A 15087-nucleotide genomic window follows, 5' to 3' on the forward strand; every position below is an offset into this window, starting at 1 on the left:
ATCATACCATTTTTTTTGTCATTTGACTACCCTTTTGGGCAAATTTGTAAAGTAGTTCTACTTTACAAATTTTATTTTTTGTACATTTCCATATACGCTTCTAAAACTTCTTTGGCAATCGTTTGATTTGGTTTGGAAGATTCATCATTTAAGTGTGGTAAAACAACGCTAATTGCAATTTCAGGATTTTCGTACGGCGCATAAGCCACCAAGTTACTATTAACCGTTGTATGGTTTACTCCATTAGCATCTGTTGCTTGCGTTTCGGCGGTCCCTGTTTTAGCAGCAATCGAAAACTTGTCTGATTTTAAACCACGTGCAGTTGTAAAAGGACTAGTTCCATTTACTACATTATAGAAACCTTGTTGAAGAATTCCTATCTGGTCTTCAGAAATATTCACCTTATTCAAAACTTTTGGTTCAATTTCTTTTAAAATTTTTCCTAAAGCTCCATTTTCATCATTGCCATAGATTCCTTCTACCACATGGGGTTGCACGCGGATACCATTATTTGCGACAGTGGAAACGTACTGTGCTAATTGTAACGCGCTATAGGTATCATATTGCCCAAAAGATAGGTCAAGAAGATTACCACCTTGTGGCGCAGAAGACGAATCCTTAAAGTCCTTGTTTTGAATTCCTGTTGTTTCTCCTGGTATATCAATTCCAGTTTTCGTTCCCATACCATATTCTGCAAAAGCTTTTCTTAATTCTTTAAAGACAGTGTCATCTCCTACTTCATAAGGGAAAATCATATTGGGATAATAATTCACACCCATCATTTTAAAGACTAATTTCATCATATAAGCATTCGAAGAATATTCTAACGCTTGCTCCGCAGTTAATTGCATGGTTGTTCCGCCAGAAGCATTCCACCAAGAAGCTTTTGGATTACTACCTGCTAGTAAAATAGCTTCATCTGTTAAAACGTCATTGCCTTTAATGACGCCTGTTTCATAACCAGCTGTTAAAGTACCTGCTTTCACAACTGATCCAGGAACTTCAGAATTCAAAATAGGTGCTAAAGGATTAGGTGTGACTTCTCCAGTTGCTAAATCATGATGAAATCCTGACATCGCTAAAATAGCACCTGTTTGAGGGTTCATAGCAACGACATATGCATTTTCTGAGTATGGTCCAATGGTTTTGACTATTTGTGAATAGTTTCGTTGTAAAATTTCATCAACTTTGTTTTGGAAATTTGAATCAATCGTTAATTTTAAGTTGGAGCCTTTTTCCCCTTTGGAAATTGGGGTTTGTGAAACAATCTTTCCGTTATTGTCTAAAACGACTTCTGATTTTGCTTTTTTACCTTGTAGAACGTCTTCATATTGTTTTTCTAAATAGCTAGTTCCAACACGGTCATTTCGTGCATAGCCTTTTTTCAAATATTCATCGACTTCTTCGGCTGGCAATCCTTGTTTTTCAGTTGAAACGGTACCCAACAGGCTACGTAATGCACCACTTTGAGAATAATCACGCGTCCAATCAGTCCCTGTTGAAACACCTGATATTTCCGCTGTGTGTTCACCAATTGTCGCAATTTCACCTTCTGTTACCCCTTCATTCTTGATGAAGACCGTGTTCATTTGTGACGCTGCATTCATTCGTTTAAAAATCGTTACTGCTTGTAAGGTTCGGTCATCAAACGCAATTTCTTCAGGGGTGACTTTTTCAACTGCTTTGGCATATAATGTGCCTTCGTCCGTAATTTTGTTGCCTTTTTCATCTTCTTTATCTTGATCGGTTAAGCGGGCTTGGGCTGCTTTTAAATTTTCAGGATTCGCTAACCAATAATCTTTTTTGTCACGATCCGTTAAGTTTGGATCAACTGGAACGTTAATAAGTTCGTTAACTTTATTCGCAATCGGTAAAATATCTTTTCCTTCAATATTTTTTCCTCGTGTGTAAGTGATTGCTAAATTGGCTTTGTTAGAAACCAAGACTTTTCCTTGTGAATCATAAATTTGTCCTCGAGGGGATGGTGTCGTGATTTGTAGTGAAGAATTGGCAGTGATTTTTTTGTTAAACTCTTCTCCTTCTACAATCTGTAAATACCCTAAACGAACAATTAATGAAACAAATAAAGTGAATATCACAAAAAATAATAAGTTCAATCGAAAAGGAATATGTGGCTTTCTACCTCGTTGACTCTTTGCTGCGGCATCTGTTTTTTTTATTTTATCTATAAATGAGTTTTTCTTCATACCTCTAGTCCCTTCACTAAAAAGTTTCGCATTCTCATTGTAACAAAAAATAGTCAAAAAATCAGGATTATTCCCAGCTCTAAGGAAATATTTAATTATTTTGTTGTTGAAAAAAGTCAAAAGGACTTCTGAATTCAGAAGTCCTTTTGACTTTTTCTCTTTTTTTAACGGCTGTAATTGTGAACTTCAGCAGCCATGCTGTCAATGAAAATTGATAAATCTTCGACAGACGTTTCTTTGCTTCCATAACGACGGACGTTCACCGTTGCGTCTTCCATTTCTTTGTCCCCGACCACTAATTGATAAGGTACTTTTTGTGTTTGAGAGGCCCGAATTTTGTAGCCCATTTTTTCGTTACGATCATCGACTTCGACACGTAAGCCTTGTGCTTGTAAACGTTCTTTGATTTCATAAGCATACTCAGAATGCGCTTCTACAGAAACTGGGATAATAGTTGCTTGAATTGGTGCTAACCAAGTAGGGAAAGCGCCTTTGTAAACTTCTGTTAAGTAAGCCACAAATCGTTCCATTGTTGAGACAATACCACGGTGGATAACAACTGGGCGATGTGTATTTTCACCATCTTCGCCAACATAAGTTAAGTCAAAACGTTCTGGTAATAAGAAGTCTAATTGGATGGTTGATAATGTTTCTTCCATTCCTAAAGCTGTTTTTACTTGAACATCTAACTTCGGACCGTAAAAGGCAGCTTCGCCTTCTGCTTCAAAGTAATCTAATTCTAATTCATCCATGGCAGCTTTTAACATCGCTTGCGCTTTTTCCCACATCGCATCATCATCAAAATATTTGTCTGTATTATTTGGATCACGATAGCTTAAGCGGAAACGATAATCCGTAATGTTAAAGTCAGCATAGACTGCCACCATTAACTCCAAAGTACGTTTAAATTCGTCTTTAATTTGGTCAGGACGAACAAAAGTATGGCCATCGTTTAAAGTCATTTCACGAACACGTTGTAACCCTGATAATGCGCCAGATTTTTCATAGCGGTGCATCATCCCTAATTCAGCGATTCGAATTGGCAATTCGCGGTAACTATGAATGTCATTTTTATAAACCATCATATGGTGTGGACAGTTCATTGGACGTAATACCAGCATTTCGCCATCACCCATATCCATTGGTGGGAACATATCTTCATGGTAATGATCCCAGTGACCAGATGTTTTGTATAATTCCACATCTGCCATAATTGGTGTATACACATGTTGATAACCTAAGCTAATTTCTTTGTCCACAATATAACGTTCAATTGTACGACGAATGGTTGCGCCTTTTGGTAACCAGAAAGGTAACCCTGAACCAACTTCTTGTGAAACCATAAATAAATCTAATTCTTTTCCTAATTTACGGTGGTCACGTTCTTTGGCTTCCTCGCGCATTTTGATAAATTCTTTTAAATCTTTTTTATCGAAAAAGGCAGTGCCATAAATCCGTTGCATCATGTGATTGTCAGAGTTTCCGCGCCAATAAGCACCAGCTACTGAAAGTAATTTAAAGACTTGAATCCGTCCTGTTGAAGGAACGTGAACACCACGACATAAATCAACAAAATCGCCTTGATCATAGACAGTGATGATTTCATCTTCTGGCAAATCTGTAATTAATTCAACTTTGTAAGGATCATCAGCAAATAATTCTAACGCTTCTGCACGTGAGATTTCTTTACGAACGATTGGGTTATTTTCCTTCACAATTTTCATCATTTCGGCTTCAATTGCAGGTAAATCTTCCGCTGTCACAGGGGATTCTCCATTATCTGTATCATAATAGAACCCAGAATCAATCGCAGGACCTACGCCAAATTTAATGTTAGGGAAAAGACGGCGTAAGGCATTAGCCATTAAATGAGCTGATGAATGACGTAAAATTCCTAAAGCATCTTCATGATCAGGTGTCACGATTTCAAGCGAACCATCTTCTACGATAGGACGATCTAAATCGATTAAAACACCATTGAATTTACCAGCTAAAGCTTTTTTGGCTAAACTGTTGCTAATACTTTTAGCAACATCAAATGTTGTAACCCCAGAATCAAACGGTTTAACAGCGCCATCTGGAAAAGTAATGTGAATAGACATAATAAAATTCTCTCCTTTTAATTTTTTTGATTTGAAGCGTTTCATTGTGTTCCTGTTTTTCACAATGAAACGAAACAGCCACCTGTTCCCCTTGTTAAAAAACAAAAAGTCCTAGTATTCTAACGAATACTAGGACGAAAATATCGTGGTTCCACCTAATTTTGAACACAAATAATCTGTGTTCCTCTAGCGTGTTAACGGTGCGACCGCCTTTGTTTCAACAAAGGTTTCGAAAGTGGTCATCCCTTGTGCCAATCTGGAAAATTTTCAGCCAAGATTTTCCTCTCTAATAGATCGCGGGCAAGTTCAGTTGTCTTTCTCATCAATCATTTATGCACTTATTTAACCACTTATTTTCAGAAAAAGCAAGTGATTCAACAGAAATTCTCTGAAAACTTATTTTTTCCATTCGCCGCCTTGTGCATAGCGGTCTTTTTTCAATTCATTGACAATCACATGGATATTCTCTTTTGGTGCACCAGCGTTTTTTGACACAGCTTCTGTAATATCTTTGACCATATTAGTTAACTGTTCTTCTGTGCGGCCTTCAATTAATTCTACATGTACAAATGGCATCTTCGTTCCCCCAATTTAAATTGCTTGTTCTGTTTGTATCATAGAGCGGGATATGACGCTTGTCAATAAAAAATTGGAGACGTCAGTCGTTACGGTTGACGTCTCCAATTTTTACTTTTCAGATACACAGCTGGACCAAAGTGCGGTCTTGCCTAATATCTCTTTTTATACTTCTTCGCCGTAATCTACAGGTTTATCAAATTCACCTGGTGCATCATCATAGATATGTCCGTAGATAATTACCGGCATTCCGTCATAGGATACATCAAAGATTTTTGAAACTTCTGTTCCGGGCGTATTGATACAGCCATTACTACCAGCATCGGTTTTAAAGGCTTCTTTATCGCCATACTTATCCAATTTATGGTCGGAGTCATGAATCCCGATTTGTGTGACAACGCCCCCTTGACTTAATAACGGCATCCAATATTTTACTGGCACACTGTATCGAGAACCATCAAGCATTTGACCTTCTAAATTCACATCGGTTGTCCGATATAAAATTGTATGGAATCCTGGTACTGTTGCGGTTCCTTTGTTATATCTGCCAGTAATGACATCTGTGGTGACTATTTTTTTGCCATCAATGAAACAATACATTTTTTGATCTTTTAAATCAATTTCAATGTAATTATTGGCAATTTTACTATTTTCTTTGGTATCGCCAACCAACGGAGCAGTGATTGCATTCGTTTGTTCTTGGCTATTCAGCGCGTTTACTAGTAGTTCTTGCGTTTTGGCCCCATCAATCGACCAGCCATAACTTCCATTGTTTTTAAAACGACGTGTCGTACCGTGAACATCTGTAAATAAAACTGGTTGATTAGCAGAACCATATGTTGTTTCTAATTGTGTCACCCAAGTAGTTAGTTTTTCTTTGTTGATTGTGCCATCATCATTCAGCACGTTTTGAATTTGTGTTTTATCAAAGGCTACTTTTTCACCATTAATATCAACTGTAATTGTTTTATTTAACTTGTTATTGAGCGTTGTCAATGTTGCCTTTAACGTTTGATCCTCTTTTGTAATTTCAGGGGCTTTATAAAAATCTTTGGCATTGTATTGATAGTTGCCTTTTCCCGCTTCAACATCCGCAATAATTTGCTGGTTTAAGCGCTGTGTGTCCACTACTGTGCCTTGTTCTTCGGGAACAATTTCAAAAGTGCCAATGCCTCGACGGATACTCGCATTTTTGCTTGGTTTCCCCTCTGGAAAACTTAAAGTCGCTAATTTGGCTTCTAGTTCTTTTTTGAATGCCTCGTTTAACGGTAGCTTCACCTTGCTACTGTGTAAATGGTCTTTTAAAAATTTTTGATCCAATTGGTATTTTTTAGGAAGTTGAATTTTTTCTTCTTTTGTCCCAGTTTGAACCACAACTTCTTCGGTTTGATTAACTTGCGCTAATTTTTCTTCTGCAGCATTTACATTTAACCAGCCTACAGAAACTCCATTTACTTTTGTGGTTGGTAAAAAGTGACTTTGAAAATAAACATAGCTGCCCCCAGCAACTAGAGCTAGTCCAACCAAAGAAGTAATAATTACTTTCTTTTTATTATTTTTTCCTGATTTTTGACGACGTGTATTACGCATTTGCACTTCTTCTTTTTTCATTTGTTCATCCTTTATATCAATAATTTTAGGTTTATTTCTTAGAGACTAGGCAACAAACAACTGCGGTGATCTACAATCAAAAAAGGTTCCCTTTCTCTCGCAGATTAATTTTTTCAATTATACACTATTTTTACGTTGTTTTCAGCTTATTTTCCTTGTAAATCCTTTAATCTTAAAGAATTTGTATACTCTGTGACTTTTTTTGCTTCTTGTAAATGATACGTAAACTGGGCCATTTTAGCAAAATCCTGAGCGACGACGTCAAAAAAGGCTTGTGTCTTTATTAAGCTGTTCCAACAAGCTTCTTTACTAGAAAAATCCAGCAATGATGCTAATTGATCCATCGTGTCAGGAGTGACATAATTTTTCAGATACTTAAATTGTTTCCCAACAGAAATTGGCTCCGGTTCCTGCCAAGCCGCTTGCCAAGAAAGCAAGCGCAACAGTTCCTGCTGACAATATTCATAGAGATGTGTGACAGCGTAAAATAGTTCATTCCGACAAAGCCCCTTAACTACATACGTACTAACCCACCAAAATTCATTGCAACAATCGTTAAACTGCTGCTGATTCGGAACTGTTACTGTATAATTTTTATCAGATGCTACAGGTAAAGATGGCAAATTTTCATCTTTGTCTAACAAGATAATTGCTAAAGAATCGCCTTCATGCCAATTGTCTTTTTCTGCGAGAGGACACAATGTTAAATCGATACGTTGGCCATCTTCAAATAACATTAAAAATGTTTCCCGCGTCTTCGGTTCTGTGGGAAATAAGGTCATTTCCTTGGGACGTTGCATAATTAATGGTTGTCCAAATTTTGCTATCCACGTTGCTGTTTCAAAAAACTCAGCACATGGTTCTACAATATAAACAATGTCGAAATCTTGAAAACTATCTTTTGGCGCTTTCACATTCGTGCGAGAACCCACCATTCCCACAGCTCGAATGTGTTCTTCTTGTTTTGCTACATCCATAATAAGTTGAAACATTTCTTCTTCTGTACGCATGCATTCGCTCCCTCTCTTCAAAAGTTTCTATTAAAACATAGATTTTTTTATAAGTCTTTTGTTTTCTATCGCTTTTTCTATGGTACTTCGTATACACTAACATTACAAGGAGGGATGTTTCATGCATTGGTTAAAAATAACAAGTTTATCCATTGTCAGTTTTGGCTTTTGTATTCTTTTGATTTTAGGTCTACTTATTTTTACTGGCAAAAATACGCAACCCACCGATAAACCAGATGCTATTTTAATTTTAGGGGCCCGTGTTTTAGGGACGTCTAAAGAAACCGCACTGCCCAGCCGTGTTTTGCAAGCTCGGTTAGATGTGGCTATCCCCTATATTAAACAACACCCCGAGACACCCGTTATTGTTAGCGGAGGGCAAGGAGCAGATGAGCCGGCTACGGAAGCCGCGGTTATGAAACAATACTTGCTAAATAAAGGTGTTCCAGAAAAACAGATTCTCTTAGAAAATCGTGCCACACGCACCAAAGAAAATATTGTCAATTCACAAAAACTCCTTTCTTTTAAACGGCTAGTGATTGTTACTAGTGACTTTCACATGTACCGCTCGCAACTTTTAGCCAAGCGAGCAGGCATCTCAAATGTTTCAGGCATCACTGCGGCTTCTTCTTTTCCAAAAGATATCAAAAATTTTGGTCGAGAGCTGCTTTCTTTAGGCTATGCCTTACTCTTTGATTGGTAAAAGAGCGTCCTTCGCAAGACCATTTTGCGAAGGACGCTTTTATATTCTGTGGATTTGCTCACTTTTGTTCTCTTCTTCTTGTGTTTAAATTATAAAAATGATAACATATCTTTGTTAGCGCTTACAAATAATATTTATTTTATAGGAGGAGAAAGTTATGGGGCATCAATTGAGCACTCATTTTTTTAACAAGAAAACAGGGATTATTTCAACTTTTTTAAGTTTGATACTTTTAGTCGGTGGGTTACTGTTTGCACTACCTGCATTTGAAGTACAAGCAGCATCAACTGTTACACCTAAAACAGTCATGTATGTAGAAGTAAATAACCACGATTTTAACAATGTGGGAAAATATACTTTAGCTGGAACCAATCAACCTGCTTTTGATATGGGGATTATTTTTGCAGCCAATATTAATTATGATACGGTCAATAAAAAACCTTACTTATATCTAAATGAACGGGTCCAACAAACTTTAAACGAAGCTGAAACACAAATTCGTCCAGTTCAAGCACGCGGCACTAAAGTCCTATTGTCTATTTTAGGCAACCATGAAGGCGCTGGCTTTGCTAACTTCCCAACTTACGAAAGTGCGGATGCCTTTGCAGCTCAATTAGAACAAGTCGTTAATACGTATCATTTAGATGGTATTGATTTTGATGATGAGTATGCTGAATACGGAAAAAATGGGACGCCTCAACCAAATAATTCTTCGTTCATTTGGTTACTTCAAGCCTTAAGAAATCGCTTAGGTAATGATAAATTAATTACTTTTTATAATATTGGACCAGCGGCTGCGAACTCTTCAGCTAATCCTCAAATGAGTTCTTTAATTGATTATGCTTGGAACCCTTATTATAGTACCTGGAATCCGCCACAAATTGCGGGGATGCCTGCTTCTCGTTTAGGTGCTTCTGCCGTTGAAGTTGGTGTCAATCAAAATCTAGCTGCGCAATATGCTAAACGTACAAAAGCGGAGCAATATGGTATTTATCTAATGTATAACCTCCCAGGAAAAGATTCATCTGCGTATATCTCGGCGGCGACACAAGAACTTTATGGTCGAAAAACGAACTATTCACCAACTGTTCCAACACCTTAATATTATCTCGTGTCTACAAGCGCCAACATGTAAAGAGTTAAAAGCCAGCTTACTACAAGCTGGCTTTTTGGTATCTTGAGCGAATAGTTTTACACAAAAAAAGACCCGCCCTTTGGGTAAGGACGGGAAAGGAGTTAAAAATGAAAAAGTGTTTTGTGTTGTTAAGGTTGTTTGTTGATATGCTTATATCTTACAAACTAAATGTGAAGATTTTGTGATCATTTCATTCTTATTTTGCTACTTTTATAGGAATTAAATAGATTGCCACGAGACTATCTTTAGTTGCCTCGTGCATCCGTTATTCTGACTGCTCCTTGTGGTGATACTCTGAAAAAACCAACAGTCCCAGTCCCTCCATTTGCAGCCATCTGTTTCGATTGGGCTCTAAAAAAGAAGTCATTTCCATTCATACCCAAAAATCCAAGGTTCGTATCATTATTTTCTGCATCAGTCAGTGTCTTTCTAATATATGTCTCTGCTTTTTCTTGTGTATCGATGATTTTTGCCTCTTCATTTTGGTCTTGATTTTCCTCTTCAGAAGAACGATAGTAATACTCTTCCGCAGGATAATTTCCACTATCTTGAGTAATTAACAATCGCGGTTTCGTCTTATCCGATTGGTCGCCGTTAGGATTTTCAACACCAATTTTATATAATAATAGCGCAGCACCAGTAGGCCCCCACCTAATACTTAAGCTTGTAATTGGTCGCGACTCATCAGTAGGTGAATCCTTCGTAATCATTCCTCCGGTATTTGTACTACCATCAGGATGAATGATCAAACTCTCTCCTTTACCATTTTTCCATGTTCCAACTAAAGTAGTAAAATCGCCAGCATTAATCGCTGTAGTATCTAAATCAGCTACAGTTAGCTGACTGTTGTCTTCATCAGCTGTGGACTCTTCATTTTTCACTGATTCGTTAGACTCGACACTGCTGCTCGCTTGTTCGTTTGTCTTATCAATTGTTTCACTGGTTTTTTCATTCGTCTCTTCAACTTTAGAGGATGCCTCCGTTGAAGCGGTTACTTTCTTTTCTTTTGGTTCCCGACAAGCAGTTAATGATAAAACCGCTAGCACGACAAAAAACGCTAACATTCCCTTTTTCACGCCTATTCACCCCGTTCAATGATCTATCTTATTAGACTATTGTACTATTAATTCAACTGTTTAGACAAATATTTATGGAACAGACAAAAGTTGAACCTGTCATTGAATGCTTTGTGTCACATGGACCTATCAATCAACTTTCTTTTTTCTATGTATTATATGAAAAAAAGTGAGCCATCAGTCAAAATGACCGATGGCTCATTTCTAAATCTTAAAACAAACGAACAAATGGATTATTCAGGTAAATCTACATTATGATGAACTTTTTGAACATCTTCTAAATCTTCTAAAACGTCTAACATTTTTTCAAAGTTCGCTAAATCGTCGCCTTCTAATGTTACTTCGTTTTGTGGAACCATTTCTAACTCAGTAACCGTGAATTCTTCAATGCCTTTTTCTTTTAACGCTTCTTGTGCATGGTGGAAATCTTCTGGTTCTGTGTAAACGATAATTTGACCGTCTTCTTCAACAACATCGCGAACATCAATGTCTTTTTCCATTAAGTATTCTAAAATTTCATCCGCATCGTCACCAGCAAAGCCAATGATACCTGTATTATCAAACATGTAGGAAACAGCACCGCTGACACCCATGTTTCCGCCGTTTTTACCAAATGCGGCCCGCACATCTGCTGCTGTTCGGTTCACGTTGTTTGTTAAAGCATCAACAATGACCATTGAACCATTTGGCCCAAATCCTTCATAGCGTAATTCAGAATATTGTTCATCTGCTGAACCTTTTGCTTTTTCAATAGCGCGATCAATAATATGTTTTGGTACATTGTATGTTTTGGCGCGTTCGATTACAAACCGTAATTTTTGGTTTGCATGAGGATCAGGGTCTCCTGACTTCGCTGCTACGTAAATTTCAATCCCGAATTTTGCATAAACACGGCTATTGTTTGCGTCTTTGGCAGCTTTTTTCTCTTTAATATTTGCCCATTTACGGCCCATATTCTCACTTCGCTTTCTCTGATTTGTTGTTAGTATCTTATCCCTTGTTTATTATACTGGGGAAACTGATTTTTGTTAAGTATTTTTTAGGTATCTGGCGAAAATCGTAAGGGAAACCGACCAAAATTTTGTTCTTTTAAAGAAGAATCTCCCATTTGGTATAGTTGATTGGCGCGAATATCTAACGAAAGCATTGCGCGGTTTTCTTTAGATACTTTGGAAATTACCGGCAATTGAATCTGTGCTTTGGTTTCTTTTAGATAAGCTTGTCCCTTTGGCGTAAATCCTAGCACATGGAGATAACTGTTTTGCCAAACAGTTTCAACTTCTTCTTTGGTCATATTTAACAATATATATGTTGCTAATCGTTGCAATCTTGTCCAAGTATAACGCTTCGTTTTCATACGTTCCATTAATTCGTGAAAAGAACCTGCTGCTTGGATTTGATCTTTTAGTCGATATTCAAGTCCTTCCGTCATTTGGTAAATGGCTTGTAATTCTTCTAACGAGGATTGAACAATTTTATACTTTAGGAAGGGCCAGTAGTTTTCCCATGAAATCATTGTCTGTGTTTGTAAATGTTGTGCGGTTATAGAAGGCACCGTTGGCAACACTTGCGTTATTTCTTGTTGAAAAACACTTTGCCTAATCGCCGTGGCGCTAGCAACTTTCCCAGAAATCGTTGCATCATGAAAGCCCGCTTGTTTTCTAGCAATTGGGTAGAGCGTCATCGGAGTTGGATACGTGGCATTCTCTTTTGCATAACTCATCCCCAAAATATGATTAGGCGAAGAAAAATCGAACCTGCTTTCAGGATATACTTGACGAAAAACAGCAGTCATTTTTTGTGGATAACTCAATTGTTTGTCTGTCAATGCGTGGAACGTTTGATCAATTAAGGATTGATTTTCTTGGACAAACTGGCCGAAAGACGCATAATCAATTGCGCTTGTACTATCTGTTCCAAAACATAAGCTCTCACATTGCAACGCCTGCAATAACTTTATACCGCCTTTGGCAAAGTAATCCGCAGACTGTACCGACCAAGCTGTCGGCAATTCAATGACTAAATCCACACCATTTTGCAAAGCTTCTTCTGTTCTGGCCCACTTATCTAGTAAGGCTGGTTCTCCTCTTTGTAAAAAATTTCCACTCATTATAGCAATCACTACTTCAGCTCCGCTTTGTTGGCGAGCTTGTTGGGCATGATAGCGATGTCCATTATGAAAGGGATTATATTCCACGATAATGCCACAGGCTTTCACTCTAGCCACCTCCGTTATAAAAAAATGGACTTATCAGCAAAGAGACAAACGTTTTTAAGCGCTGTCCCAAGCTCATAAGCCAAATCTTATTAATCTCTTTGACAAACAAAGAACCAGCGTTCACTTGATTCAGTTGGTGCTTCATCTGTAAAGTCTGCATAAACTTTGACGTTCATGAAACCAGCACTTTCTAACATTCGTAAATAGTTATCTAACGAATAGGTTCGTTCTTGATGCAATTCATCATACCGAACAAAGTGCTCATCTGTTTCCTGTTCTTTCACAAAAAATGTTAAGAAATGTTCGATGCTGTGTTCTTTTTCACCAGCGTAACTATCCCATAGAAAAGCAAATTCTTCTGTTTGATAATGATAGCTATATTCTGGAAAAACTGAATCAATTTTGTAAGTAGAATGAACATCAAAAATGAACGTTCCTTCCTCTTCTAACGCTTGATAAACTTCATCGAACACTTGTTGTACTTCTTGGCGATTAGCCATATAGCACAGTGAATCAGAAAAACAAGTGATGGCTTGGTATTGTCCCACTTCAGATAAATCTAGCATATTTCCCTGAACAAATTGAACTGGCACTTCTTCTTCAAAGGCCCGTTCACTAGCAATCATCAACATTTCTTCTGATAAGTCTAAGGCCGTCACATCGTAACCACTTTTCGCGAAATCAACTGCTAAAGCGCCTGTACCACAAGCCATTTCAAGAATTTGTTGGGTTCCTTGTGGGAGATGACGATTGGAAAAATCCAACCATTTTTGGTATAGGCTTTCGTCCATCACTTCGTCATAGACGAAAGCAAACGTTTCATAGGCCATTTTAGTCGACCCAAGCGCTTAGATCAACCATTGGGGCATCTGACCATAATTTTTCTAAGTTGTAAAAGGCACGTTCTGAAGATTGGAATACATGGACAATAACATCGCCTAAATCGATTAAAATCCATTTTCCGCCTTCTTTACCTTCCACACGCTTGACTTCTACTTGATTTTTGGCTTCTTGTTCGTTAATTTCATCAACAATCGCATTGATTTGACGTTCACTATTGGCTTGGCAAATTAAAAAATAATCTGCTAATAATGAAATCTCTCTTACGTCTAATGCGACAATTTCTTCTGCTCGTTTTGAATCTGCTGCTTTGACAGCAATTTCTAAAATTTTCTGGCTATCTATGATAGTTCCCTCCTAGTAATTCTTTCTTCTTTTATTTTTGATTAACGACCCATTGATTGTAGGTCTCTAACGTTTTTGGATAAATTTTATGTTCTTGTTCAATCAAATGTAACAAGGTATGTTTCGTTTCATAAGCAACCGCTGCATCTAAGTCAACAAGGGCAATTTCACGGGCTTCTTTCACACCTGGAAAATCACGTCCTGGTTCAATGTAATCTGCGACATAAATAATTTTATCTAGCAAGCTCATCTTAGCAGCCCCAGTTGTATGCACACGAATTGCCTGCAAGATTTCTTCGTCATCAATGGCTAATTCCCGTTGAACAATATCCGCCCCAACTAAGCCATGCCAAATTTCATTGCCATAGTTTAATAAAGCCAAATCAAAACCATCTCGGCGAATAATCAACTCGAATTCATCGTTTGGACGTTCTTTGGCGTAATCATGCGTCAAAGCAGCAATACTGGCTTTCGCTTCATCGGCACCATATTTCGCTGCCAAGGCCACAGCTGTTTCCTCGACTCCTAACACATGGCGAAAGCGACGTTCACTCATTTGCATTTGAACTTTTTGCATTAATAATTCACGTTGTGCAGCATCATAATTTGTTATCCAGCTCATCTTGATACAGTCCCTTCTCTTGAATATAGTTTATCACATTCTCTGGAAGAAGATAGCGTGTTGAGCAACCACTTTTGACTTTTTGTCTAATCAAAGTGGAACTAATCGCCATCTGCGGAACATCGACCCAAATAATTGGATAGGTAGATTCCGTTGGATAATTAGGACGCCGAATGCCGACAAATTGAACTAAATGGAGTAAGTCATCAATCCGATGCCATTTGGGCAAGTATTCCACCATATCTCCACCAATTATAAAATAATAATCAGTATCTGGATTGGCTTCTTTTAAAGCTTTCATCGTATCATACGTGTAACTTTTGCCTTTGCGAATTAACTCAATTGGCTCAATATCTAAGCAGGGATTATCAGCCACTGCTAGTTCTAACATCGCTAACCGATGTTCACTGCTAATTGTTTTCTTTTCGTCTACATGTGGTGGTAAGTACGTAGGCATTAAGTAAACTTTGTCCAAACCTAGTTGATTTTGAACTTGATCGGCCATGACAAGATGTGCTAAATGAACGGGATTAAAATTACCACCTAACAAGCCGACTTGCTTTCTTGTTTGAAAACGTAACGGTTCCTCTTGCAAGAGAACGTCCGCTCCTTGACGCGCTTGTCTTTTTTCTCCCATTGTTC

Annotated in this window: 14 protein-coding genes; 2 read left to right on the plus strand and 12 right to left on the minus strand. The window is 37.8% G+C overall.

Annotation, left to right across the window (positions count from 1 at the left end):
• Window positions 1–71: 71 nt before the first annotated feature.
• The 5 genes from IGK82_RS11185 to IGK82_RS11205 form a co-directional block, all read right to left on the minus strand.
• Entirely contained in the window at window positions 72–2207 is a 2136-nt protein-coding gene (locus tag IGK82_RS11185; protein WP_002359399.1) for a peptidoglycan D,D-transpeptidase FtsI family protein, read from the minus strand.
• 164 nt (window positions 2208–2371) lie between these two features.
• Window positions 2372–4309, minus strand: a complete 1938-nt coding sequence (thrS, locus tag IGK82_RS11190; RefSeq protein ID WP_002359397.1) for a threonine--tRNA ligase — start codon at window positions 4307–4309, stop codon at window positions 2372–2374.
• Window positions 4310–4705: 396 nt separating this feature from the next.
• The gene (locus IGK82_RS11195) at window positions 4706–4885 is read right to left on the minus strand and encodes a 2-hydroxymuconate tautomerase (protein ID WP_002356318.1); all 180 of its coding nucleotides are present in this window, start codon (window positions 4883–4885) and stop codon (window positions 4706–4708) included.
• Window positions 4886–5050: 165 nt separating this feature from the next.
• Window positions 5051–6496: a L,D-transpeptidase family protein gene (locus IGK82_RS11200; RefSeq protein WP_002359395.1), complete on the minus strand. Its 1446-nt coding sequence runs from the start codon at window positions 6494–6496 to the stop codon at window positions 5051–5053.
• 146 nt (window positions 6497–6642) lie between these two features.
• Window positions 6643–7506, minus strand: a complete 864-nt coding sequence (locus IGK82_RS11205) for an aminoglycoside 6-adenylyltransferase (RefSeq protein WP_016622607.1) — start codon at window positions 7504–7506, stop codon at window positions 6643–6645.
• A 121-nt stretch (window positions 7507–7627) separates the two neighbouring features.
• On the opposite strand from IGK82_RS11205, the gene IGK82_RS11210 reads away from it, so the two are divergent.
• Window positions 7628–8209 (plus strand): YdcF family protein, encoded by a 582-nt coding sequence (locus IGK82_RS11210; protein ID WP_002359392.1) that lies wholly within the window; start codon window positions 7628–7630, stop codon window positions 8207–8209.
• 157 nt (window positions 8210–8366) lie between these two features.
• Window positions 8367–9311, plus strand: coding sequence for an endo-beta-N-acetylglucosaminidase (locus IGK82_RS11215; RefSeq protein WP_002382461.1), 945 nt, complete (start codon window positions 8367–8369; stop codon window positions 9309–9311).
• Window positions 9312–9589: 278 nt separating this feature from the next.
• Here the strand turns inward: IGK82_RS11215 and IGK82_RS11220 are convergent, their stop codons facing one another.
• From IGK82_RS11220 to IGK82_RS11250, 7 genes are all read right to left on the minus strand, one after another.
• Entirely contained in the window at window positions 9590–10420 is an 831-nt protein-coding gene (locus IGK82_RS11220) for a DUF6287 domain-containing protein (RefSeq protein WP_016622608.1), read from the minus strand.
• A 233-nt stretch (window positions 10421–10653) separates the two neighbouring features.
• Entirely contained in the window at window positions 10654–11373 is a 720-nt protein-coding gene (locus IGK82_RS11225; protein WP_002356305.1) for a YebC/PmpR family DNA-binding transcriptional regulator, read from the minus strand.
• A gap of 86 nt (window positions 11374–11459) precedes the next feature.
• Window positions 11460–12647: a nucleotidyltransferase gene (locus IGK82_RS11230; protein ID WP_016622610.1), complete on the minus strand. Its 1188-nt coding sequence runs from the start codon at window positions 12645–12647 to the stop codon at window positions 11460–11462.
• Between the two features lie 80 nt (window positions 12648–12727).
• Entirely contained in the window at window positions 12728–13468 is a 741-nt protein-coding gene (locus IGK82_RS11235) for a class I SAM-dependent DNA methyltransferase (protein WP_010709892.1), read from the minus strand.
• Between the two features lies 1 nt (window position 13469).
• Window positions 13470–13808 (minus strand): ribosome silencing factor, encoded by a 339-nt coding sequence (gene rsfS / locus IGK82_RS11240; RefSeq protein ID WP_033072556.1) that lies wholly within the window; start codon window positions 13806–13808, stop codon window positions 13470–13472.
• A gap of 46 nt (window positions 13809–13854) precedes the next feature.
• The gene (gene yqeK / locus IGK82_RS11245) at window positions 13855–14445 is read right to left on the minus strand and encodes a bis(5'-nucleosyl)-tetraphosphatase (symmetrical) YqeK (protein WP_002356300.1); all 591 of its coding nucleotides are present in this window, start codon (window positions 14443–14445) and stop codon (window positions 13855–13857) included.
• Window positions 14423–15082 (minus strand): nicotinate-nucleotide adenylyltransferase, encoded by a 660-nt coding sequence (locus IGK82_RS11250; RefSeq protein ID WP_002365150.1) that lies wholly within the window; start codon window positions 15080–15082, stop codon window positions 14423–14425. Before IGK82_RS11250 ends, yqeK begins: the two co-directional genes overlap by 23 nt.
• Window positions 15083–15087: the final 5 nt, after the last annotated feature.

The organism is Enterococcus sp. AZ197, assembly GCF_050556405.1.
Taxonomy (GTDB): Bacteria; Bacillota; Bacilli; order Lactobacillales; family Enterococcaceae; genus Enterococcus; species Enterococcus faecalis.